Annotated in this window: 22 protein-coding genes and 1 pseudogene; 10 read left to right on the top strand and 13 right to left on the bottom strand. The window is 71.4% G+C overall.

The genetic code is table 11. The features are described from left to right. Positions 1 to 268 precede the first annotated feature (268 nt). Complete coding sequence (locus ACZ64A_RS34415) at positions 269 to 1,528, top strand: MFS transporter (protein ID WP_469815868.1); 1,260 nt, start codon at positions 269 to 271, stop codon at positions 1,526 to 1,528. A gap of 149 nt (positions 1,529 to 1,677) precedes the next feature. Here ACZ64A_RS34415 and ACZ64A_RS34410 read toward each other — a convergent pair whose 3' ends face one another. Together ACZ64A_RS34410 and ACZ64A_RS34405 are read right to left on the bottom strand one after the other, a co-directional pair. Beyond that, on the bottom strand, positions 1,678 to 2,406 hold the full coding sequence (locus tag ACZ64A_RS34410) for a DUF4232 domain-containing protein (protein WP_469815867.1): 729 nt from the start codon (positions 2,404 to 2,406) through the stop codon (positions 1,678 to 1,680). A gap of 215 nt (positions 2,407 to 2,621) precedes the next feature. Then, complete coding sequence (locus ACZ64A_RS34405; protein ID WP_469815866.1) at positions 2,622 to 3,347, bottom strand: hypothetical protein; 726 nt, start codon at positions 3,345 to 3,347, stop codon at positions 2,622 to 2,624. Between the two features lie 188 nt (positions 3,348 to 3,535). Here ACZ64A_RS34405 and ACZ64A_RS34400 point away from each other — a divergent pair, with 188 nt between their 5' ends. Further along, positions 3,536 to 4,258, top strand: coding sequence for a hypothetical protein (locus tag ACZ64A_RS34400; protein ID WP_469815865.1), 723 nt, complete (start codon positions 3,536 to 3,538; stop codon positions 4,256 to 4,258). A 176-nt stretch (positions 4,259 to 4,434) separates the two neighbouring features. On the opposite strand, the gene ACZ64A_RS34395 is transcribed toward ACZ64A_RS34400, so the two are convergent. Together ACZ64A_RS34395 and ACZ64A_RS34390 are read right to left on the bottom strand one after the other, a co-directional pair. Further along, positions 4,435 to 5,154: a 3-keto-5-aminohexanoate cleavage protein gene (locus tag ACZ64A_RS34395; RefSeq protein ID WP_469815922.1), complete on the bottom strand. Its 720-nt coding sequence runs from the start codon at positions 5,152 to 5,154 to the stop codon at positions 4,435 to 4,437. An 86-nt stretch (positions 5,155 to 5,240) separates the two neighbouring features. Then, positions 5,241 to 6,461: a chitinase gene (locus ACZ64A_RS34390; RefSeq protein WP_469815864.1), complete on the bottom strand. Its 1,221-nt coding sequence runs from the start codon at positions 6,459 to 6,461 to the stop codon at positions 5,241 to 5,243. Positions 6,462 to 6,662: 201 nt separating this feature from the next. Between ACZ64A_RS34390 and ACZ64A_RS34385 the strand changes: the two genes are divergently transcribed. The 4 genes from ACZ64A_RS34385 (at position 6,663) to ACZ64A_RS34370 (ending at position 10,435) form a co-directional block, all read left to right on the top strand. Further along, positions 6,663 to 7,073 (top strand): RidA family protein, encoded by a 411-nt coding sequence (locus tag ACZ64A_RS34385; protein WP_469815863.1) that lies wholly within the window; start codon positions 6,663 to 6,665, stop codon positions 7,071 to 7,073. A 136-nt stretch (positions 7,074 to 7,209) separates the two neighbouring features. Then, complete coding sequence (locus tag ACZ64A_RS34380) at positions 7,210 to 7,863, top strand: response regulator transcription factor (RefSeq protein WP_469815862.1); 654 nt, start codon at positions 7,210 to 7,212, stop codon at positions 7,861 to 7,863. Further along, the gene (locus tag ACZ64A_RS34375; protein WP_469815861.1) at positions 7,854 to 9,122 is read left to right on the top strand and encodes an ATP-binding protein; all 1,269 of its coding nucleotides are present in this window, start codon (positions 7,854 to 7,856) and stop codon (positions 9,120 to 9,122) included. Before ACZ64A_RS34380 ends, ACZ64A_RS34375 begins: the two co-directional genes overlap by 10 nt. Positions 9,123 to 9,160: 38 nt before the next feature. Then, positions 9,161 to 10,435 (top strand): COG4705 family protein, encoded by a 1,275-nt coding sequence (locus ACZ64A_RS34370; protein ID WP_469815860.1) that lies wholly within the window; start codon positions 9,161 to 9,163, stop codon positions 10,433 to 10,435. A gap of 167 nt (positions 10,436 to 10,602) precedes the next feature. Here ACZ64A_RS34370 and ACZ64A_RS34365 read toward each other — a convergent pair whose 3' ends face one another. Then, positions 10,603 to 11,064 carry a MarR family winged helix-turn-helix transcriptional regulator gene (locus tag ACZ64A_RS34365; RefSeq protein ID WP_469815859.1) on the bottom strand — a complete coding sequence of 154 codons (462 nt, stop codon included), beginning with the start codon at positions 11,062 to 11,064 and terminating at the stop codon, positions 10,603 to 10,605. Positions 11,065 to 11,169: 105 nt separating this feature from the next. Between ACZ64A_RS34365 and ACZ64A_RS34360 the strand changes: the two genes are divergently transcribed. The 4 genes and pseudogenes from ACZ64A_RS34360 to ACZ64A_RS34345 all read left to right on the top strand — a co-directional run. Next, positions 11,170 to 11,880, top strand: coding sequence for an SgcJ/EcaC family oxidoreductase (locus ACZ64A_RS34360; protein ID WP_469815858.1), 711 nt, complete (start codon positions 11,170 to 11,172; stop codon positions 11,878 to 11,880). 40 nt (positions 11,881 to 11,920) lie between these two features. Then, entirely contained in the window at positions 11,921 to 12,394 is a 474-nt protein-coding gene (locus tag ACZ64A_RS34355; RefSeq protein ID WP_469815857.1) for an SgcJ/EcaC family oxidoreductase, read from the top strand. 57 nt (positions 12,395 to 12,451) lie between these two features. After that, positions 12,452 to 13,201, top strand: a complete 750-nt coding sequence (locus ACZ64A_RS34350; RefSeq protein WP_469815856.1) for an SDR family NAD(P)-dependent oxidoreductase — start codon at positions 12,452 to 12,454, stop codon at positions 13,199 to 13,201. 43 nt (positions 13,202 to 13,244) lie between these two features. Further along, positions 13,245 to 13,427: pseudogene (locus tag ACZ64A_RS34345) on the top strand (Lrp/AsnC ligand binding domain-containing protein); the annotation flags it as partial. Positions 13,428 to 13,565: 138 nt separating this feature from the next. Here the strand turns inward: ACZ64A_RS34345 and ACZ64A_RS34340 are convergent. From ACZ64A_RS34340 to ACZ64A_RS34305, 8 genes are all read right to left on the bottom strand, one after another. Further along, positions 13,566 to 14,027, bottom strand: a complete 462-nt coding sequence (locus ACZ64A_RS34340; protein ID WP_469815855.1) for a hypothetical protein — start codon at positions 14,025 to 14,027, stop codon at positions 13,566 to 13,568. Positions 14,028 to 14,169: 142 nt separating this feature from the next. Then, positions 14,170 to 14,799 carry a helix-turn-helix domain-containing protein gene (locus tag ACZ64A_RS34335; RefSeq protein ID WP_469815854.1) on the bottom strand — a complete coding sequence of 210 codons (630 nt, stop codon included), beginning with the start codon at positions 14,797 to 14,799 and terminating at the stop codon, positions 14,170 to 14,172. 532 nt (positions 14,800 to 15,331) lie between these two features. Next, a complete protein-coding gene (locus ACZ64A_RS34330) occupies positions 15,332 to 15,790 on the bottom strand; it encodes a hypothetical protein (protein ID WP_469815853.1) in 459 nt (152 codons plus the stop codon). 3 nt (positions 15,791 to 15,793) lie between these two features. Then, positions 15,794 to 16,678: an ABC transporter permease gene (locus ACZ64A_RS34325; RefSeq protein WP_469815852.1), complete on the bottom strand. Its 885-nt coding sequence runs from the start codon at positions 16,676 to 16,678 to the stop codon at positions 15,794 to 15,796. Beyond that, on the bottom strand, positions 16,675 to 17,637 hold the full coding sequence (locus tag ACZ64A_RS34320; protein ID WP_469815851.1) for an ABC transporter ATP-binding protein: 963 nt from the start codon (positions 17,635 to 17,637) through the stop codon (positions 16,675 to 16,677). The genes ACZ64A_RS34325 and ACZ64A_RS34320 overlap by 4 nt, the downstream gene beginning before the upstream one ends. A gap of 47 nt (positions 17,638 to 17,684) precedes the next feature. After that, positions 17,685 to 19,229 (bottom strand): sensor histidine kinase, encoded by a 1,545-nt coding sequence (locus ACZ64A_RS34315; RefSeq protein WP_469815850.1) that lies wholly within the window; start codon positions 19,227 to 19,229, stop codon positions 17,685 to 17,687. Between the two features lies 1 nt (position 19,230). Then, entirely contained in the window at positions 19,231 to 19,908 is a 678-nt protein-coding gene (locus ACZ64A_RS34310; RefSeq protein WP_469815849.1) for a response regulator transcription factor, read from the bottom strand. A 248-nt stretch (positions 19,909 to 20,156) separates the two neighbouring features. Beyond that, complete coding sequence (locus tag ACZ64A_RS34305) at positions 20,157 to 21,530, bottom strand: S41 family peptidase (protein WP_469815848.1); 1,374 nt, start codon at positions 21,528 to 21,530, stop codon at positions 20,157 to 20,159. Positions 21,531 to 21,567 lie beyond the last annotated feature (37 nt).

Here is a 21,567-nt window from a genome sequence, read left to right as displayed (position 1 = left end):
CGGCGACTGCGCGGTGCGGGGGCGGGCGTAGCGGTCCGGCCGGACCGTCCTGGGTCGGGGCCCCGGGGGCGAACCCCCGGGGGCAGGTCGCGTGGGAGGCCGGCGTGTCGGTCGAGGTCCGAGAGCACCGGGAATCACGCCGTGCGGGCGGCGGGCGCCGCCCCCCATCCCAGCTGACGCCCCGCCCCACACACCGGCCTACCGTCCACCGAACCCGGTCCGGACCGTCAACCCCGCCATGGCCGCAGCCCCCGCCCCGGAAGAGGACATGACCTCGCACGCACCCTCCCACGCGACGACCCACATACCCGATGCCGCACTGTCCCAGCGCCGCACCCTTCGGGTCCTGGTCGCCGCGCAGATCCTCAGCGGCGCAGGTCTCGCCGCAGGCGTCACTGTCGGGGCCCTCCTCGCCCAGGACATGCTCCGCTCCACCAGCCTCGCCGGCCTGCCCAGCGCCCTGTTCACGGCCGGATCCGCGCTCGCCGCCGTCGCCGTCGGCCGCATCTCCCAGGCGAGAGGCCGCCGTCCCGGCCTCGCCACCGGCTACCTCACCGGCGCCATCGGCTCGGCCGGCGTCATCACCGCAGCCGTCCTGGACAACCCGGTCCTGCTGTTCCTCGCCCTGTTCGTCTACGGCGCCGGCACCGCCACCAACCTCCAGGCCCGCTACGCCGGAGCCGACCTCGCCACCCCCGGCCACCACGCCCGCGCGGTCTCCACCGTCCTGGTCGCCACCACCCTCGGCGGCGTCGCAGGACCCAACCTCGCCGCTCCCACCGGCACCTTCGCCGAGCACCTCGGCATCCCGAACCTTGCCGGGCCGTTCCTCCTCTCCGGCGCTGCCTATGCGTTGGCCTCGCTCGTCCTCGCCCTGTGGCTGAGGCCCGATCCGCTGCTCCTGGCCCGCTCCCTCGCCGACGCCGACGAAGCTGACGCCAACCCGGCCGCCGCCGAAGCCGCCGAAGCGAACGAGGGTCGCGGAGGCGTGGTCCTCGGCGCCCTGGTCATGATCCTCACCCAGCTCGTCATGGTCGCGATCATGACGATGACCCCGGTTCACATGCACGACCACGGACACGGCACCGCCGCCTCCGGCCTCGTCATCGCCGTCCACATCGGCGCCATGTACCTGCCCTCACCCCTGACCGGCTGGCTCGCCGACCGCTACGGACGCATGAAGATCGCCGGCGTCTCCGGCATCACCCTGCTCGCCGCAGGTGTCCTGGCCGCCGCCGCGCCCGGCGACTCCGTCGCCCTCCTCGCGCTCGCCCTCGCCCTGCTCGGCCTGGGCTGGAACCTCGGCCTCGTCGCAGGCACCGCGATCATCACCGACACCGTGCCACTGGCCACCCGCGCCAAGACCCAGGGCATGGTCGACGTCTCCATCGCCATCGCCGGCGCCACCGGCGGCATGGCCTCCGGCATCATGGTCGCCGCCACCAGCTACCCCGCCCTCGCCCTTTCCTGCGGCATCCTCTCCCTCGGCCTCCTGCCCGCCGTAGCCGCCACCGCCTACCGCCGATGAGCACCATCAACGCCGGCACCCCTACGCCGGACATCACAGGTCCCGCGGGCGCCGACGTTCGCGTCACTGCTCGTGGTCTTTTCTCGATCATGGTCGAGGGCCGGGGTGCGTTATGGCACCTCACGTGCCGGCTCGTAGCCGATGGCGGGTCAGAAGTCGTACGGTTTCCGGGTGTTCCAGTTCAGTACGTCTGCCTCGTTCCAGCTGAACTGCGGCTTCTGGCCCTTGGTGTCGACGGAGTAGAACGGGCCGTTGCGACCGTCGGTTCCGCGCAGCGCGATGGCGAACGACTGTGCCGTGTGATGCTTCGAGCCGTAGTCGAAGAGGTTCACCGCGCTGTACGCCTTGTCTCCGGGCCGGAGAACGATGTGCTTGTCGCCGCCCGGGATGTCCTTCTTCGAGTGGGGCAGTGCGGCGCTGTCGACGTCTCCTGCGAGCTTCACGGCCGGGTACGAGGTGATCCAGCATGGCTTGGAGCCCTCGTTCGATGCGGTGACCAGCAGGTGGTCGCCCTGCTGTCCGGCGAATCGGTGCACGGCGGTGACCAGCATCTCGTCTCCGCGGCACGGTCGGGCGTCGGCCGTTGCAGCCGTTGTGCCCTTGCCCGCGCCCTCGCCGGTGCCGCTGGAGGGGGTCGCCGAGGAATGTGTGCCCTTGCCCTCCTTGGCCTTCCCGCCGCTGCTGGGCGCTGCCGCGCTGCCCGTGCCGTCCCCATCGGATGCGGGGCGGCTCTGCGCGGTGCCGGCGGTGTGGTTGCCGCCTGCCGGCTGCGAGCCGTCGTCGGTGCCCCCGCAGGCGGTCAGGCCCAGTGCCAGCGCGGCGGTGACGGCGGCCAGGCAGGCCGAACGGGCGGTACGGCGGGCACGGTGCGTGGTCATGATGAAAGCTCCCCCATGGTTGCCGGGACGCGGCACCTGCTCTGCTTCCGACGAGCGGCCGGCCGCGTCCGCTGCTTCACTGCATCCCGTGAGACGACGCCGGGACGGGCATCGTTCACTCCGGTCTGTCCGCATGTGGTAACAGGCAACCGGGGCAGCCACTCCGGTTCTTGCCGCCGCCAGCCCTCCTGTAAAGCCGCGAACCCCGGGTGGGGTCAGCTTGTGGGGGTGTCCAGGGCCGGCTTGCGCTTGACCTGGGTCAGGTCGATGTCCTCGTTCTCGGGTGCGCCGAAGGCTTCGACCACGGCCGTGGACGGGGTGGCGGTGATCTCCAGGGCGAGGCGGCTGCCCATGGTGCGCAGGTCGAGGCGTGCGCGGGGGCTGCCGGACTGGTCGGGCATGCGGTGGAGGCGCGCGGCCGGGTATCCCAGCGTCGTGAGTTTGTCGCTGAGCTGGGTGTACTCGTGCGTGCCGGCACCCCTCAGCGCGTCGGTGATCCGCTTGGCGTGGGCCTGGCCGGTGCAGGTCTCCAGGGTGCTCAGAGGCACCTCGTCCAGCCGGGTGGCCTGGGTGGAGTCGGGGGTGGGGTGGGCGTTGTCGCCTGTGTCGATGGGGATGTTGCCTTGGGCGTCGGGTGTGCCGGGCGGGGTGGCGCCTGCCGGGTAGCGGGGGCTGGGGGCACTGCCGCCCGGGACGTCTTCGGGGCGGGGTACGTCGCTGCCGGCCGGGGTGGCAGTGCTGGGGGCGTCGGGGGCGCACTGCTGGGCGACGCGCGTGGCCAGCTCCATGAACTTCAGTTCGGCGTCGTCGTCGGTGGGGCCTGCCGATACGGCTCGTGCGGCGGGGGCGGTGTCAGCGGGTGCGGGGGCTCCGCAGGCGGTGAGGGCGAGGCAGGCCACGGCCAGGGCGGTTGCGGTTCGGGGCAGCGTGAAGGTGCGCATGGGGTGCAGTGTGCGGCATGCCCTCGGGGCGTACATGAGTACCTGTACCTAGACCGTCGGCACCGCAACTCACCGGAAAATGTGGAGGAGTTGGCTCCCTGGCGCTGCTGCTTCCGCAGCAGGCTCAAGCCGCAGAGCCGCCCACGCCCGTCCTGGCCTCCGGGGCGGTAACCCCTGTGGGACCTGGCGTGTACGACGCCAACACCGGCAGTTTCCAGATTTCCGAGAACGACGTTCCGGCCGGCCTGATGGGCCGCTCGCACACCGTCGCCCAGCAGTCGTCCGGTCCCGCCCAGGCGCAGGACGCGCCGTCCACGCGCGCCGACCTGGGCGTGTTCGGTCCCCGTTGGCAGACGGAGTTCGTCGGCGGGCAGCTCAACCGCAAGCTGGCGCAGGGTTCGGGCAAGATGACGATCACCGACCTGGACGCGGCCGAGGCCATCGTCTACAGCCGGACCGACAGCGTCTCCGGCACCAACGGCGGCTACACCACCACCTACAAGGCGGCCGACGGGTCGACACTGGTCGACAACACGGTCTTCGACGACCTGTCCGGCACCTTGAAGACGACCATCACCGAGACGCTGAACATCGACCTGACCAGCGCGCAGGCCGCGTCCGGCGATGACGCCCCCACCGATGCCACGGGGGCGGCGTACAGCAAGCAGGACTTGAAGCCCTCGTACACGTGGAAGCAGGTATCCGGCGGAGGGGACACCTGGCGCGTGACGGCCGTGGGCAACACGGCGTTCAAGGCGACCACCATCGGAAAGGCGCGGCCGAGCTGGGTGGCGGTCATGGGCACTGTCGTCTCCGCGTGTTGTCGCCCCGGCGTCGTCCCTGAGAACCGGCTTCGAAGCCGACCTCGGACGGAGATCCGGAGCAACCGTCTCCCCTACGCGGGGGGTTGAGCAGGCCCGAACGACGGTCGGTCAGCGCGGTTGCAGGCTATGATCATCGGCAAGGCGGGGTCGTAGCACAGAGGTAGTGCGCCGCGACATCATCTCGGAGGACGTCGGTTCGAATCCGACCGCCCCGCCCCCTCTTCGCACACGGAGCACGTGATCACGACTCGCTGAGGTGTGCCCTACGGTGTGTGCCCGATGATCTCGCGTGCTGCGCGGATGAGGGCGGCGTTGCCCGGGGCGGGAGCGCCGTCGGGGAGGTGGAGCACGTCTTCCAGGCCGATACGGGCATCCAAGCGGCGGGAGGCCGCAAGCCGCAGGATGGGCCACGCGGCGGTGTCTTCGCCGTGCAGGAGGATCGGCGTGGCCGCCGGTTCGAGTTCGCCCAGCAGACCGGCTGCGGCGCGGAGTGCGTCCTGCGGGGTGGCCTCGGTGATCTCGGCCAGGACGCGTAGAACTCGGCGGGACCCGGGCCAGTGCACAAACCGTTGTGCTGCGGAAGTGCCGGAGTAGATGCCGGCTTCGATGCCGATCCCCCGGTCCAGCAAGGCCTCGGCGACGTCGGTGGCGCCGTCCTCGTGCCAGTTCACGGAAGCGTGGTCAGGTAGCACGGTCCAGGACCGGACCTGCGCGGCACGGGCATGAGGGTCGGCCGTGGCCCATGCACCCGTGGTGACCCCGACCGGGACGCCTGGGACAGCATCCCGCACCGCGCTCACAGCGGCGGCGACGGCGGCGGGTTCCAGCGTGTCGCGACCGTCGCGGTCCTTCGGGTGCAGATGGACATCCTCGGCGCCGGCGGTCACTGCCTCGCGGGCCGCCGTCGCCAGCTCGTCGGCGGTCACCGGCAGGTGGGAACACTCGGCACGGGTTCGAGCACCGTTGAGGCAAACCTGCAGCATGGCGTCATCCTCGCAGGTCGCACCGAGGCGGACGAGGTCAAGGGCCCCTGGGCGCACAGCGCGCCAGGGGCCCACCACAGGGTGGTTCAGCAGGCGCCCTCGTCCTGCCACGGGCCCCACTGCGAGGCGCCGGGCACCTCGTTCTGAGTCCACCACTTGGCCTTCCAGTTGTGCTTGCCGTAGGAGACCTCGTTCCCTGCCGTGTACACCGCCGACGAACTCCATGCCGTTTTGCATGAGGTGGGGGTCGGCGTCGGGGTCGGGGTGGGCGGGGTGGTCGGCGGCGTGGTCGGCGGGGTGGCGCCGGCGAACTTCACGGAGTACGCGGCGAAGTCCCAGGGGTTCTGGGCGACGCTCGAACAGGTGCCGGACGTACGGCCGCCGTTGTCGGGCGGACTGCACTGCCGGTCGCGGTTCAGCGACCAGAACGTGAACCGGTCCATGTGGTGACCGGTGGCGTAGTCCAGCACCGTCTGGAAGTCGGCCTGCGTGAAGATCTCGCCCGTGTCGCTGCGGCCGTTCATGCCGGAGAAGCCCTCGTGGGCGTAGGCGGTCGCCTGGTCCCAGCCGAAGGTCGATTGGAGGATCGAGTTGAAGTTGGTCAGGGCGCCGGTCTGGCTCGCCGCACCGTTGAAGCCTCCGTCGAACGGCATGATCGAGAAGTTGTTCGGGGTGAATCCCTGGGACTTGGCTTCCAGCAGCATCTGCTTGCCGAACCAGCCGGTGCCGTCCGCGGTGCCGGCCGTCGTCACGGAGACGTACAGACCGGGGTTGTTCTGCTGGAGGATCTTGGCGGCGCCGATCTCGTTGTGGATGGCCGCGGTGTTCTCGTACTCCGGCTCCTCCAGGTCGAAGTCGATGGCGTGCAGCCCGTACTTGGTGATGACCTGCTGGTAGGCCGCCGCCGTGGACGCGGGGTCCGAGCAGGTCTGGCCGAGCTTGGTGCCGCCGTAGCCGCCGATGGAGACGGAGACGTCGCCGCCCTTGCCCCGGATCGTGTTGATCACCGACTGCACGGCCGTGTCCGAGGAGACGGGGGCCGTGCCGCCCCAGGTCGGCGAGCAGCCGCCGCCGTTCGGGGCCAGGACGAAGGCCAGCTGGAAGGCCTTCAGGCCGGTCGCGTCCATGATGGCGGCCGGGTCCGGCGGGTCGTTGTCCAGCGGCATCAGATAGGGGGCGGCGGCGTACCAGCGGTTGTCGAGCGCGGTGGTCGCGCCCGAGGCGCTGCCCGCGGTGAAGGCGGTCGCACCGGCGGCGGCCAGCGTGACGGCCGCCGCCGCGCTCAGACAGGCCCGAAGGGGTCTCATGAGGTGCCTCCCGGAGGGGGTGGGTGGGGGTCGCCTCAGGCTCCGGGAGGTGTTGGGGTCACGTCAATGAGTTGGACTAGACCAAATGTCACTTTGGACTAGACCATACGATTCCTTTACCTCCCGTCGACCAGCTTGCTGCGGTGTGCTTGCCGGTAATTGCGGTGCGTGCCGGCAGCCACGCCAGGCAGACTCGCGGACATGACCGAGAGGATCACCCGCATCAACCCCGGGCAGCTGCACGAGACGCCCGGCTACCACCACATCACGGTGGTGGAGTCAGGGCGTACGGCCTACCTGGCGGGACAGTGCCCGCTGGACCACAACGGTGACCTCGTCGGCGCCGGTTCCCTCGAGACGCAGGTCGACCAGGTGGTCGCCAACGCTCTCACTGCCCTGGCCGCGGTGCGGGCCCAGCCGCACCATGTCGTGCGGTCGGTGATCTACGTGCGGAGCGACCAGAGGGACCTTCTCGGAGCCACATGGCGTCGGCTCACCGAGTCCGCCCTGAGGCCGGCGTTCACCACCGCCAGCACGCTGTTGGGCGTTGCCCAGCTGGGCTTTGCCGGACAGCTCGTCGAGGTGGACCTCACCGTGGCGCTGCCCGACTGACGTCCAGGTATCGAACTGCGCTGCCCGCTCCCACGGCGTATCGAACCGGGCAGCCCGGCCGGGCAGGCGGCCTGCTCGGCCGTGAGCAGCCGGTCAGGGCGGATGGGGAACCGGAACAGGCGTATAGGGTCTGCTCGTGGCTTTCATCATGGTGTGCGAAGACGACGCGGCCGTCCGCGGCGTCCTCAGGCGCGCCCTGGAGCACGACGGCCACACCGTCTCGGTCGCCGCCACGGCCGACACTCTGCTGCGGCAGCTCTCGCCGGCGCCCGATCTGATCGTCCTGGATCTCGGGCTCCCGGACGCCGACGGCCGCGACGTCTGCCTGGCCTTGCGGGCCCGGGGTGTCGACGTGCCGGTGCTGATGCTCACCGCCCTGGACGGTCTGCATCACAAGGTGGGTGGCTTCGAGGCCGGCGCCGACGACTACATGACCAAGCCCTTCGACATCCCGGAACTTCTGGTCCGCGTCCGTGCGCTGCTGCGGCGGGCCATCGTGGCGCCCGCACCGGGCGAGGTCGTCCTCGATCCGGCGAAGCACGTGGTGGCCTACGGTTCCCTGAGCGAGAGCCTGACCCCGACAGAGTTCCGGCTCCTCGGCCGTCTGATCGCCTCGCAAGGCGAGGCGGTACGCCGCCACGCCCTCGTCGCCGCCGGCTGGCCGCACGGGGCGCAGGTCAGCGACAACACCCTCGACTCCTACGTGCGCCGGTTGCGGACCAAGCTCGCCGGGCTGGGTGTGGCCGAGCGTCTGGCGACCGTTCGCGGTGTGGGCTACCGATGGCAGTGACGGGATTCCGTCAGCGGGTCGTCGCGCTCACCGTGCTGATCGCCACCGCCGTGGTCGCCATCCTGGTCGTAGTCTCGCACGTGCTGCTGAGCCGGGTGACGGACGCCGACGCGCACGATCTGGCGCATACGCGCGCCGAGGCGGTCGCGGCGAACGTCAGCGCCGAGGGCGGCCGTGTCGTGCTCACGGAGAACAACAGCGAGGCGCTGGACGAGGTCGCCTGGGTGTACTCCGACGGCCATCTGATCGACGGGGACGTACCGCCGAGCGTGGTCGATCGCGTCGAGGAGCTGGCGGACTCGGGGCGATCGCAGACCGCGACCGTCGGCGACTACCTCCTGTACGCACGGCAGGTCCCGATGGACGGCCACCACGTCATGGTGATCGTCCGCGTGGACCTCACGCCTTACGAGACATCCGAGCAGCGCAGCCTGACCTTGTCGCTGATCCTGGGCGGCCTGACGATCCTCCTCGCCGGCGGCGTCGCGCACCTCGTGGTGCACCGCGCGCTGCGGGTCGTGCACGAGATGGCCGCACTCGCCGACGACTGGGGCCATCACCAACCCGGGCGCCGCTTCGACCTCGGCGTCCCCCGCGACGAGTTCGGGGAACTGGGCCAGACCCTGGACCGCCTTCTGGAGCGTGTCGACAACGCGCTGGCGGACGAGCGCCGGCTCACCGATGAAATCGCCCACGAGCTGCGGACACCGCTCACGGTCCTGCGGGGCGAGGCGCAGCTGGCCCAGCTGTCCGGCGAGCCGGTGGCGCCGGAGGCGGTACTGAGCGAGGTCGACCGCCTCGGTGCGGCCATCACGACGATTCTGCGCGCCGCGCGAGCCAGGACGGACGACGGGGCCCGGTGCGATCTGCGCGCCGCCGCGCGGCAGGCGATCGGCAGCCGCGCGGTCGAGGTCGCCATTCCGGCGAAGGCCGAGGTCGCCGTGCCGGCCGACGTTGCCGTGTCGATGCTGTCACCCCTGCTGGAGAACGGCCTGCGGCATGCCCGGTCGCGTGTGTGGATCACCGCGCGCATCCAGGGGGAGGCTGTCGTCGTCGACGTCCTGGACGACGGCCCCGGGTTCGATCCGGCGGAGGTCGACCGGGTCTTCGAGGCGGGTGTGACCGGCGGGGACGGGTACGGGCTGGGGCTGCCGGTGGTCCGGCGCATCGCCGCCTCGGCCGGTGCAGAGGTCCGTGCGATCGCGGACGGCCGCGGTCATGTCGAGGTGACGCTCCCGGCCGTGCGTGCGGCCACGTAGTCAGGTTGCTTGCAGGTTGGCGGCGTAAACCTCCCTGCATGACAACGACAACGGAAGCACGCACACGCAGCGGGCGCCTCATGCTCAACAAGGTTCCCGAGGTCACCGTCTGGTTCTGGGTGATCAAGGTCCTGTGCACCACCGTGGGTGAGAGCTTCGCCGACTGGATCAACATGAAGCTGGGCGTCGGCCTGGTGAACACGGCCTGGATCTTCACCGCGGTGTTCGTGGTGGTCCTGGCCGTCCAGCTGCGGCTGAAGCGGTACGTCCCGTTCCCGTACTGGCTGACCGTGGTCGTTGTCAGTGTCACGGGCACCCTCTACACCGACATCCTCACCGACCAGCTCAATGTGCCGCTGTGGATCAGCTCCGCCGTGTTCTCGGTCCTGCTCGCCGTGGTCTTCGGCGTGTGGTGGCTGCGCGAGCGCACCCTCTCGATCCACTCGGTCACGACGCTTCCCCGTGAGTCGTTCTACTGGCTCGCCGTTCTCGTCACCTTCGCCCTCGGCACTGCGACCGGCGACTGGACCCTCGAGCTCACCGGCTGGAGCCCGGGCGCCTCGGTCCTGCTGCCGCTCGGCCTCATCGCGGCGATCACTGCGCTGTGGAAGTTCGGCGCCAACCCGGTGCTGTCCTTCTGGCTCGCCTACATCCTGACCCGCCCGCTGGGAGCCAACATCGGCGACTGGCTCGCCTCCCCCAAGGTCGCCCAGAACCCGGGCGACCCGACCGGCCTCGCGCTGGGCACCTTCACCACCAGCCTGATCTTCCTCGGCCTCATCCTGGCGACCGTCGTCTACCTGACGGTGACGCGCGCCGACGTGACCGAGACCTACGAGGCCGCCCACGCCGCACACTCCACCGGCGACCCGCGCAGGGAGCGCGTCGCGCTGGCCGGTTTCGGCCTGCTGGCCGTCGCCACCGCGGGCCTGCTGCTCTGGGCCCACGGCCGGCCGCACGTCGGCCCGGCGCCGGAGGACGACAACACCTCCGCCGTCCAGATGGCTCCCGGCGTCGCGGTGAAGAAGTTCCCGCCCGCCAAGGTCGCGGCGCTGAAGAGCCTGGCTTCCACCTCGCTCAAGGACGCCCGCTCGGGGAACGCGAAGGGCGCGCACGCGGCCGCCCAGTCGCTGCGTGACCTGTGGGATGCCGACCAGGCATCGCTGCAGCCGCTGGACCAGACCGGCTGGACCTCCATCGACGCCCAGATGGACAAGGTGCTGGGGACCTTCGGCATCGATCACTCGAACCCGCCGATGCCGGCTGCGCAGCAGGAGAAGGAACTGAACGCCCTCCTGACGGACATGGGCTGACAGGTCTGACGGACATGGCTGGCGGGTCTGCCGGACACGGGCTGACAGGTCTGATGGACATGGGCTGACAGACCGCACAGCGCGGTGACATCCGTAGGCTCCCTCGGGGCGGTCGAAGCCGGCGTCAACGGCTTCGACCGCCCCGCTGTCGTCCGTGTGAGAAAACCTCAGTCGGTGGAGGAGCCGCGTAGCTGTTCGGCCGCGGTGCGGTAGGCATCGGTGGCGCGGGTGAAGTAGTCGAACAGGACCTCCAGCTGCTCAGGTGTGTAGCCGCTGAGGAGTTCACCGATCTGCTGCCGTGCGGGGGCCATCACCTCGTCGAGGCCGGCCGGCTTGCCGACGGGTTCGACGATCACTTTGCGGCGGTCCTCGGGGGAGGGGGCGCGGCGCACGTACCCGGCCGCCTCCAGCCGGTCGATCAGCCGGGTGGTGGGACCGGTGGTCAGGCCGGTCCGGGCTCCCAGTTCGCCGGGGGTCATCGGGCCGGCGAGGTCCAGCACGTTCAGCGCGTACAGGTCGGTGGCGCCGAGCGCGCACGCCCTGGCGCTGGCATGCCCGTGGAGCATGACGGCACTGAGGTACCGGCGGTAGGCCTCGCCGGCCCCGGACGGCATGGCAGGCGTTGACATGAGCTTCCCCACTCCCTAATCTCTTCCTCAAGGAAGAGACTTCTCCTAGGCAGATACATCGTCGAAGAAGTGTCTTCTTCAGTGAAGCTACCATGGAGGAGACCCGTGAGCACCGACGCCGCCCAGGCCGTCCACGCGGCAGCGACCGAGACCGCGCAGCCGCCCGAGCCCCCTGCCTCCGGAACCGGTCGCCGCGTCCGCCGCCGCACTCTCAAGCGCGCCCTCGGCGCCACAGCCCTCGGCGCCGTCCTCCTCGCCACCGCCGGCTACGTCTGGCTCGACGCCACCTCCGGCGTCCACGCCACCGGTCAGGCCGACTGCACAGCGGTGACCGCCACCGTCACCCCCACCCCGGCCGGCGCGGCGGACGCCGGCGCCCAGGGTGAGGTCTGCGCCACCCTGGGCGCCCTCACCGATGCCTGGGGCCGGGGCGACGCCACCGCCTACGGCGACCAGTTCACCCAGGACGCCAGCTACACGACGTACGTAGGCACCCACTACCAGGGCCGCCGCGACATCGCCGACGCCCACCGCGCCCTGTTCGACGGCTTCGTCAAGGGCACGAGGCTCGCCGCCTCCTTCCTCTCCCTCCGGTTCTACGGCCCCGACACCGCCGTGGTCACCAGCCGCGGCGACACCTACGACGGCGCCGAGCCCGCTTCCGACGAGCTGACCAAAACCCAGACGTACACGCTGGTCCGCGAGAACGACGGGCACTGGCGCATCGCTGCCTTCCACAACACCGAACGCCAGAACGTCCTGGAGCGCATCTCCTTCCTCTGGTCCCCCGCCACCAGGCCCGCGGCCGAGAAGTGACCGCCCACCCCTCTCCCCCTCACCCTTCGGAGGACCTGACATGACGACCAGCCGGCCCGTCCCGCCCGCCCGCACCGAGGACACCGCCGCCATCCGCGCCCTGCTGCACCGCAGCGCCGCCGCGTGGGCCGAGGGCGACGGCACCGCCTACGGAGCCTGCTTCACCGCCGACGCCACCGACCTCACCTACGCGGGCACGCTCTACCGGGGCGGCGCGGAGATCGGCCGCGCCCACCAGGCCCTCTTCGACAGCTTCCTCAAGGGCACCCGCCTGGACCTCGACGAGCTCGACCTGCGTTTCTACGGCCCCGACACCGCGGTGGTGGTGACGCGCGGCGACGTCCGCAAGCGCAACGCCAAGCCCGGGCGCCTCGGCAAGCTCGCCACCTACACGCTGGTCCGCGAGCACGACGGCCGGTGGCGTATCGCCGCCGTACAGAAGACCCGGCACAAGCGCCTGCTGGAGGCCCTCTCCTTCCGCGCCCAGCCCGCCACCCGTCCCAGCGCGGGATGACACCTCACGCCCGACAGCCCCGACTTGCGACGCCCGGAACGAAACGGAGCCGAAAACGTGACCGCCCCGCCCACCGATGAACGCCCCACCGCGCTGGTCACCGGGGCCGGCGCCGGCATCGGCCTCGCCTTCGCCCGACGCCTCGCCCACGACGGCTACCGTGTGATCGCCGTCGCCCGCGACCCCGAACGGCTGCACGCCCTCACCACCGGACTCGGCCCGGGACACAGTCACCTCGCCGTCGACCTCTCCACCGACCAGGGCCTTCGACGCACCGCCGACCTGATCGCCGACACCCGCGTCCACCTCCTGGTCAACAACGCCGGCAGCGCCACGGCCGGCCCGTTCGCCCGCACCCCGCTGCACCGGGCGGAACACATGCTGCGCCTGAACTGCCACGCGCTGACCGGCCTGTCCCACGCCTTCCTGTCCCAGGCCCGGCCCGGTGACGCCCTGCTGAACGTGTCCTCCACCCTGGGCCACGCCCCCAAGGCCGACCTGGCGGTCTACAGCGCCACCAAGGCGTTCACCACCACCCTCACCGAGGCACTGTGGTCAGCCCACCACGCCTCCGGTATCCGCGTCCTGGCGGTCTGCCCCGGCATGACCGCCACGGCCTCCCAACCCCACCGCGACGCCCCGGCCGTCCTCGTCCAGACACCCGAACAGGTCGTCGCCACCGCATTGCGCGCACTGCACCGCAGTACCCGGCCCACAGTCGTCCCGGGCGCCGCCAATCGTCTCTTCACCCTGGCCTCCCGGCTCCTCCCCCGCCGCCACACCCTCACCGCCCTCGCCCGCGGATGACACCCAGGGCGAGCCCTGCGCGACCGCAAGCGTTCCAGCTCGTACGCACGTCATCGCCGGCAGCGCCTCGGTGCTGTTGAAGGTCAGAACCGCAACCACCGAGCAACTGCAGGACGTACTGCGCCGGATCTACGCCATCGACGGAGGCAGCGGAACGCAGGCCACAGTGGTCCTGGAAACGTTTCTCGAGCGTCCGCTCTCACCGCTGACCGTCGACCAGCAATGAGCGGCCGGGACCCGTGCGGTCTCGGCCGGGCGCAACGCCAGGATCTGCCGCCCCGCGCGCCGATGGTGCGCGCGGTCGGCGCCGGGCGGGTGGGGAGTACCCGCCCGGCAGGTCGTCGGCGCGGGGCCGCCGGGACCGTCAGATGTCGATGACGCGGTAGGCGATGGTGTAGACGCCGCCGGACCCCTCGAGCGAGCGGTACTGGATCTCGGCACCCGCCTCACTGCCCGTCACCAGCGTCGCCCCCAGCTTGTCGTCGCCGCTCGTCGTGTCGTAGTCCCACAGCGTCATGGTGCGCGCCTGCTGCTTGCCGAGGACGAGGGCCGCGTTGCCGTTGCCGTCGGTCATCGACCGGACGTAACCCGGGCCCATCGTCTGGTACTTGAGGCTTCCCGGCCACACCTTGACGGCGTTTCCGTTGGCGTCGGTGACCTTCAGGTAGGCCTCGTCGTGATCACCCTCGCTCTGCTGGTGACAGGTCAGCTCCAGCAGTTCGATGCGGACGTAGTCGATCGGCTCGGCCTGGGCCGCCGCGGCGAATCCGGTGACGCTGCCCAACGAGAGCAGAGCGGCCGTGGCCACTCGAGCGATTCCACGCATGGTTGGTTCCCCCTTGAGTGAGATGGTGGCCCCGCCTTGTCCTGCGAGGCCTGTGCCTCCCCCGGCACGCATCCACCCTGCCCGCGGTCACCGCCTCGCATCTACGCGCGTTCCACTGAGCGGAACGTGGCCGGGCACGCCCTCACGGACGTACCTCGAACCCTGAGCGGCCCAGCGCACGGGTGACGGCGGCGGCTGCTTCGGCGACCCGGTCCGCCATCACCTCCAGCCGCTGGCCGGCCTCGACCATCACGGCCACCGCTCCCACCACTGCCCCCGCCGGGAGCCGCACCGGCAGCGCGGCGCAGCAGACCCCGGCCACCACGTCTTCCCGATCCAGGGCCGGGCCGCTGCGCACCGGACCCCGCAGGGCCTTGCCCAGCGCCGTGTCCAGCGAGAACGCCTCGCCGTTACGGACCGGCACGAGTGGCTCGATCCGGCCGGGCACCGAACAAACCGTCAGGGCCCGTTCCTCGTGCATCACCGCCAGCACCGCGCTGCCTCCGGTGGCGGCCCTCAGCCGGTGCAGCGGCAGGCGTCCCGCCATGCGCAGCCCCGGGTGCGGCTGCCACGCCTGGCCGAGCCGGTAGAGCTGCGCGCCCAGCCGGTAGCGCACGCCACGGCGCTCCACCGCCCCCAGTGCCACCAACTGCTCCAGCAGCCGGTGAGCCGTGCTCTTGGGCACCCCGCACGCGACCGCCAGTTCGGTCACCCCCGCCTCGTCGCCGTACTGCCGCAGCGCTTCCAGCAGCGCGAACGCCCCCTCCAGCACTCCCCTTCCTCTGTCCGCCGCTCGTGTACGTACGGCTGTGCTCATGGCATCCCCCCGGATGGCGTGGCCCGCTCGCGTCCCCCAACAGCGGCCGCGGCCCGGGCCTTTGGCGTTTGCGGCCATGTTCCCCGGACCGGCATGCCGGGCGGAACCATTCCGCCGTGTCGCCCCGCACACACGCGAGTGTCCGGCGTCATCCCACCGGGTGCGCGCCGACGCCGGCCGACTGCCGCTCGCCGATGTATCGGTAGCGGCCGTCGCCGCCATCGACCAGGGACGCCGTCCCGCGGCGAGGTCGCGGGCGAAAGCCCGGAAGACCTCCGCGGTGCCCGGCGGCGGGAGCGGTTTGCCGTCCGGGCTGGGCAGGCTGCGTGGCAAGGTGGCGGTCACCGGTCCACTGCACCACGGGCAGGGCGTCGCGCGGATCGGCCCGGGGTGGAAGACGCGCCCCACCCCCGGGTGGAGAGCGTGTCGGTCGGTGCCGTGGTGGGCACTGGCCGTCACGCCTGTCCGGGTTCCCCGTCGGTGTTGTCTAGCCGTTGGGATCCAGGGCGCCGTCGAACTCGAAGACGGGGTTGGGGACGTCCTTGCCCGAACGGTCGGTGAGGGTGGCCTGGCCGATCAGCTTGGACGGGCCGCCGGCGACGTAGGTGGAGTCCGCCTTGATCTGGACCTCGAACTTGCCGGTGCGGACGGTGTGGTGGTCGTCGTGGAAGGTGATCATGCAGATCCAGTCGGTGCCGGAGCCGACGTCCGCGACCTTCGGGCCACCGCGGTCGCACTTGGCGGAGGCGTCGATGCCGGCGACGGTGATGCCGGGGACGCCGAGGATGTGGGACTGCTGCACGTACAGGTTGGCGAAGGTCGGGGCCAGGGCCTTCTCGACGCGGACCTTGGTGATGTCGGGAGTTCCCGCGGCGGTCGTCGCGGTGATGGCTGCGGCCGCCACGGCCAGGGCGAGACCGGTTTTGAGCAGGCGGGTGCGGTTCATGCGTCAGCCTCCGGTGATGTCACGACGGCGCAGGGAGAAGAAGGCGAAGCCCAGGCAGACGAGCGTCCAGGCGGCGCTGACGGCCAGGCCGAAGACGAGCGGGCCGTGGAAGGGGTGCTCGGTGAGCAGGCCGTGCCAGGAGTCCAGCGGGGTGGTCAGCAGGAAACGGCGGGTGAGGTCGAATCCGCCGATGGTGCCCAGCAGTCCCATGACCAGTCCGATGACGACCGGGGCGGCGACCCCGGCGGAGGGGTTGCGGGTGACCACGGACAAAAGGATGGCCAGCGCGGTGAATCCGATCAGCGGCGGAAGGGCGGTGGCCCAGCAGGTGACGACCAGTTGCAGCGCGTGCGCGGACGCGATGGGCTGGCCGCTCAGGCCGGTCAGGGGCTGGGTGCCGATGAGCACCATGCCGGCGACGATCGTGGTGGCGACGAGGACGACGATCTCGGCGATGGTGAACAGGACCGCGGTGACGGTCTTGGCCCAGAAGATCTGGCTGCGGCTGACGGAGCGGGTCAGGATCGTCTTCCAGGTGCCGTGCTGGTCCTCGTTGGCGAAGATGTCGCCGGCCACGAGGGAGGCCAGCACGGGGAAGATCCACTGCGAGGCGAAGGCGAGCAGGAACAGCGGCATCGCATAGCCGCTGGTGTGGATCTGCCGGCCGTAGATCGTGTCGCTCGGGGTGGTCTGCTGCCCGTTGAAGATCAGCACGACCGCTATCGGCCCGAGGACGCAGGCCAGCAGCGTGTAGCGGCTGCGGGCCTGGGCGGCAAGCTTGGTGATCTCCCAGCGCAGGGCGGTGGCGGTGCCCGGCCGCCGGGCAATTGCGGCTTCGCCGGGGGCCGCGGGCCGGCTGGGAGTCGCGGTGATGGTGGGTGCGTTCACTGGAGTGCTCCGCTGGTGGCCGGGATGTCGCCTTCGTGCGTGTCTGCTTGGGGGGCGGGTTCGGTGAGCATGAAGAACAGGGCTTCCAGCGGGGTTTCGTCCAGGCTCAGCCCCCGCATCGCTATGCCCGCGCCGACGATGTCGGCGACCAGGGCGTCGATGGCCTCCTGCGTGCCGCGCACGGCGAGGGCGTCCTCGGTGCGGGCGACGTCCAGTTCCCGGGCGCGGGCGAGTTTCTCCGCGGTGTCGTCATCGGTGGTTGCGATGCGGTGCGCCTGGGCGGGCGCCTGCTCGCGCAGGGCGGCGATCGAGCCGTGGTAGACCACCGATCCGGTGCGCATGATGGTGACGTCGTCGCAGATGTGCTCGACCTCTGCCATGTCGTGGCTGCTGAGCAGCACCGTCAGCCCGCCGGCGGCGAGGCGCTTGACCAGCGCGCGCATGTCGCGGATGCCCGCCGGGTCCAGGCCGTTGGCGGGTTCGTCCAGCACGAGCAGCCTGGGGTCGCGCAGCAGGGAGGCGGCCACACCGAGGCGCTGGCGCATGCCGAAGGAGTAGCCGCCGACCTTCCTGTCCTGCCGCTCGGTGAGGTCGACGGTGTCGAGGACCTCATCGATACGGGCGGGCGTGGTTCCGCCGTCGAGTCCGGCGAGGAGTTCCAGGTTCCGGCGACCGGTCAGGCCGGGGTAGAACTTCGGGCTCTCGATGAACCCGGCAACGCCGTCGAGGACTCCGACGCCGTACGCATCCCAGGAGCGGCCGAAGACCTCCAGTGTGCCGCTGTCGGGACGGATCAGCCCGAACAGCATCCGGAGGAAGGTCGTCTTGCCGGCGCCGTTGGGACCGAGGATTCCGTAGACCTCGCCCTCGGCGACCTGGATGCTGATCCCGTCCAGGGCGGTGACCGCCCCGTAGGTTTTGGTGAGGTCGGCGGCATCGACCGCCAGCACTTCGCTCATGCGCCCGGACGCTAGAGATCGAACATGAAAGCGCGATGAAGCCCGGCTCAGGCCGTTGCGAGGGGCAGGATCACGGTGACGGTGGTGCCCGAGTCCAGATGGCGGCAGTGCGGCGTGGAGTGTCCGGGGCCGTGATGGCCTGCGGAGCCCTCGCCGCGTGCTGTGCCGTTTCGGTGCGCCGGGTCGTCGTGGTGGTGGGCCGTGCCGGAGCAGATGCGCAGTTCGCCGTGGTGCGCGCGCACGATGGACTCGACCAGGGACAGGCCCAGGCCGCTGCCCGGCGAGGTGCGGGCCGCGTCCGCGCGGCTGAAGCGTTCAGTGGCGTGCGGAAGGAACAGCGGATCCATGCCGGGCCCGTCGTCATGCACCGTGAGCAGCGCCGAGGCCCCGTCCCGGCAAGCGGTGACCGTGATCCTCCCCGCGCCGTGACGCATCGCGTTGTCCAGCAAGTTGACGACGATCTGACCGAGCCGTGCGGGGTTTCCCCGCACGCTCAGATGCGGCGTCGTGGCGGTGTGCACCGCCCTGCCGCCCTCCGATGAGGAAGCGCGGTACCGATCGGCGAACCCTTCCACGAGAGGGCCGAGATCGATCACGGTCGCTACGTCACCGTCGGAGCTGCCCCCACCGACGCTGAGCAGCATCTCGGCCAGCGCGATGAGCTGGGCGGTGTCCGCCGCCGCGGCCCGGACGGTCCGCTCCAGTTCCTGCGCGCTGCGCGGCCGGCGCAGCGCGAGCTCCAGCTCCGTGGACAGCAAGGTGAGCGGTGTGCGCAGTTCATGGCTGGCGTCGTCGACGAACCGCCGTTCGCGGTCGACCGCGGCCTCCAGCGCGCCGAGCATGTCGTTGAGGGTGCGCCCGAGCCGTGCGACCTCGTCATGGGAGGTCTCCGGCACGGCCAGGCGTACTCCGCTGGCGCCTGCGGCGATCCGTGCGGCCTCCACCCGATAGCGCTCCACCGGCAGCAGGGCTGCGCGAGCGAGCCGGTATCCGACCAGCGACGCCACGACGAGCGTGGCGAGGTCGGCCAGGGCCAGCTGAGCGATGAGTTCGCGCAGCGCCTCGTCCCGCTGGTCCAGGCGGACCGCCACCACCACGACCGCGGGCCAGCCCGCCGGTGACCGGGCGCCCGCCGCCAGCGGTACGGCGTACAGGCGCAGCGGCCTGGCGCTGATCGGAAGCAGCGCCCCGCGATCCGTTCGCAGGGGTTGGACCAGCGCCGAGGCCAGCTCCCCGGGATGAAGAAGCGAGGCGCCGACCACACCGGAGCCGCGGGCCAGGACCCGGTTACCGGAATCGAGGACCTGGAAGTACGAACGGGCAGGCTCCTCCCCGGCGGCGTTTGCCTGCCGCGGAGCCGTGTGGGCGGCCACCGCCTGCGCCTGGTCGGCGAGGTCCTCGTCGAGGCGGAGGTCGAGCGCGTACTGCACGCGCAGATACACGAACGCCCCGGCGCCGCTGAGCACCAGCAGGATCGCCACGGAGAAGCCCGCGACCAGCCTGACTCTCAGCGGCAGACGGCCCCAGTAGGGCGGCAGCGCCGCCCGGCGCGCGGCCGACCCGCGCCGGCGCGGAGTCGGCACGGCCGCCACGTCAGCCACCGTCGGGCTGGAGGCGGTAGCCGGCGCCCCGCAGCGTCTCGATGGCGCGCCGCCCGAAGGGCTTGTCGACCTTTGCACGCAGGCCGGCGATGTAGACGTCGATGACGTTGGACCGCAGGTCGGTCTCGCCGTCCCACACCTCGTTGAGTATCTCGTAGCGGGTGACGCACCGGCCGGCCCGCCCGAGCAGCAACGCCAGGACGTCGAATTCCCGCGCGGACAGGACCACTTCGGTGCCGCCGCGGAAGACCCGGCGACGTCCGGGATCGAGGACGAGGTCACCGGCGTGCAGCTCGGCGGCGCCCGCGTCGGCGGTGCGCCGATGCAGTGCCCGCAGCCGGGCGAGCAGTTCGTCGAACGAGAAGGGCTTGGCCAGATAGTCGTCGGCGCCCGCGTCCAGGCCTGCAACGCGGTCGGGTATGCCACCGCGGGCGGTGAGCATGAGTACCGGCACCGTGCGCCCCCGGCTTCGTATCGCCTCGCAGACCGCGATGCCGTCCAGTCCGGGCAGCATCACGTCCAGCACCACGGCGTCGTGGTCGCCGCTGAGCGCCGCGGCCAGACCGTCGTCGCCGGTGTGGCGGACATCGACGATGTGGCCGGCCTCGCGCAGGCCCCGCGCAAGCAGGTCGGCCAGGCGCCGCTCGTCCTCCACTACGAGAACGCGCACAGCCCCGCCCCCTGTGCGTCCTCGGTCTCCTCGGGGAGGTCCGACGTCCGCTCCAAGCCCTTCAAGGCGCGATGCGTTTGTGTACGCGTGACGCGCGGATGCTCTCCGGTCATGCTCATAGGCGGCAGCATAAGGAAGGCGACCACGAGCAAAAGTGGCTCCCCCCGAAGAGCGGTCTCACGTCCTCCTTGCAGGTCGACGTGCACCCCTTTCCGGGGTGGCGCGGGTCGCTCCTCGCGTGTCCGGGTTCAGCGGCGGCGCAGGACGTCCACCGCGCGGTCGAACGCGGAGTCGCGTCCCTCGGCGAACTCCTCCGGGGTGAAGACCGGCTCGACGAGGTGGGGCGGGATGCCGGTGCCGTCGTAGGTGCGGCCCGCGGCGTCGAGGAACTCCTCGTTGGGCAGCCAGGCGGTCATGCCGTTCGGCAGGTATCGCTGCATGACGTCGGAGAACAGGCCCTGGGTGGGCTGTCCGATCCGCACCGTCCGGCCCGGGCGGGCCATCAGCGCCTGTGTGAAGGTCTCTCCGGCGCTGAAGGTGGAGCCGCCGGTCAGGACGGCGACGGGCCCGGTGAAGCGGGGCGCGGGCGAGGTGAGGACCGGCACGGGCTCGGGCCGGGTGTGGCGGGCGGGGTTGCGCGGGTCGTTGCGTACGCGCTTGGCGTAGGCGGTGTACGGCGTGTCCGTGAGCCGTCCGGCCAGGTGGACGCCGAGGGCGTCGGAGCCGCCGCCGTTGACGCGCAGGTCGATGATCAGACCGCGCAGGCGGTGGGTGCGGTCGGCGGTGAACACGGTGTCCAGGGCGGTGTCCAGCTCGCGCAGCTGGGCGGCGTAGGAGTGGTCGTCGCCGGTGTAGCCCCCGAAACCGGAGACGCGCAGGTAGCCGAGCCGGCCGGGTCCGGCGAGGTCGGCGTAGGTGATGCGGCCGCCGGCGAACTCCCGCCGGCAGGGGGCTTCGCGCAGGTCCCTCGTCGTGATCAGCTGCTTGGCCCGGGCGTCGAGGCCGGGGCCCGGGGCCTCGGTGCCGGGGCGCACCTCGGCGTAGGTCCGCTCCCCGTCCTGGACGGCGACGTGGGCGTCGTAGAGGGGCCGGACCATGCTGCTGAAGAGGTCGAAGAGCTGCTCGCGGGTGGTGTCGGGGCGCACCTGCGGCCGGTACCGCTGCCGCACCGCGTGCCAGTCGACGCCCTTGGCGGCGAAGAAGGGGTAGTTCTCCTCGAAGGACTGCCAGAAGACGTCGAAGGCGGTGAGCGGGTCCTGGGGCAGCGGCCGGGTGCAGGCGCGCGGCAGCTGCGGCAGCCGCCGCAGCGTGCGGTGGCCCACGGAACCGTCGGTGCTCAGGGTGGCGTGGCCTCCGTCGCCCGCGACCCGGACGGTCGTGACGTCGCCGTCGGCCCCGGCGTACCGGCCGGGTGCGGTACGCCGGGCCGCGTCGCCCTTCACACAGCCGGCGGCGGTCGTCTGGTACTCCTGCAGCGTGTCGCCGTCGAGGACGACGACGGTGCCGTAGCCGTCCGTGCGCCACACCCCGTCGGTGCGGGGTGGCGCGGGCTGTGCGAGGGCGGTGGGCGCGGCGAGCGCCAGGGCGAGCGCGGCGGCGCCGGCCGCGACGACCGTACGCACGATGGGTGTCCTCCCGTGGGTCGGTGATCACCCCACG

The sequence above is a fragment of the Streptomyces sp. NPDC104814 genome (genome assembly GCF_055583185.1).
This window is presented reverse-complemented; position numbering and strand designations above follow the sequence as displayed.

What these genes read in the sequence shown, in the direction of transcription:
- ACZ64A_RS34415 (WP_469815868.1), top strand. Translation starts at nt 269, where the DNA reads ATGACCTCGCACGCACCCTCCCACGCGACGACCCACATACCCGATGCC.
- ACZ64A_RS34410 (WP_469815867.1), bottom strand. Translation starts at nt 2,406, where the DNA reads ATGACCACGCACCGTGCCCGCCGTACCGCCCGTTCGGCCTGCCTGGCC.
- ACZ64A_RS34405 (WP_469815866.1), bottom strand. Translation starts at nt 3,347, where the DNA reads ATGCGCACCTTCACGCTGCCCCGAACCGCAACCGCCCTGGCCGTGGCC.
- ACZ64A_RS34395 (WP_469815922.1), bottom strand. Translation starts at nt 5,154, where the DNA reads ATGCTGCAGGTTTGCCTCAACGGTGCTCGAACCCGTGCCGAGTGTTCC.
- ACZ64A_RS34390 (WP_469815864.1), bottom strand. Translation starts at nt 6,461, where the DNA reads ATGAGACCCCTTCGGGCCTGTCTGAGCGCGGCGGCGGCCGTCACGCTG.
- ACZ64A_RS34385 (WP_469815863.1), top strand. Translation starts at nt 6,663, where the DNA reads ATGACCGAGAGGATCACCCGCATCAACCCCGGGCAGCTGCACGAGACG.
- ACZ64A_RS34375 (WP_469815861.1), top strand. Translation starts at nt 7,854, where the DNA reads ATGGCAGTGACGGGATTCCGTCAGCGGGTCGTCGCGCTCACCGTGCTG.
- ACZ64A_RS34370 (WP_469815860.1), top strand. Translation starts at nt 9,161, where the DNA reads ATGACAACGACAACGGAAGCACGCACACGCAGCGGGCGCCTCATGCTC.
- ACZ64A_RS34365 (WP_469815859.1), bottom strand. Translation starts at nt 11,064, where the DNA reads ATGTCAACGCCTGCCATGCCGTCCGGGGCCGGCGAGGCCTACCGCCGG.
- ACZ64A_RS34355 (WP_469815857.1), top strand. Translation starts at nt 11,921, where the DNA reads ATGACGACCAGCCGGCCCGTCCCGCCCGCCCGCACCGAGGACACCGCC.
- ACZ64A_RS34340 (WP_469815855.1), bottom strand. Translation starts at nt 14,027, where the DNA reads ATGCGTGGAATCGCTCGAGTGGCCACGGCCGCTCTGCTCTCGTTGGGC.
- ACZ64A_RS34330 (WP_469815853.1), bottom strand. Translation starts at nt 15,790, where the DNA reads ATGAACCGCACCCGCCTGCTCAAAACCGGTCTCGCCCTGGCCGTGGCG.
- ACZ64A_RS34320 (WP_469815851.1), bottom strand. Translation starts at nt 17,637, where the DNA reads ATGAGCGAAGTGCTGGCGGTCGATGCCGCCGACCTCACCAAAACCTAC.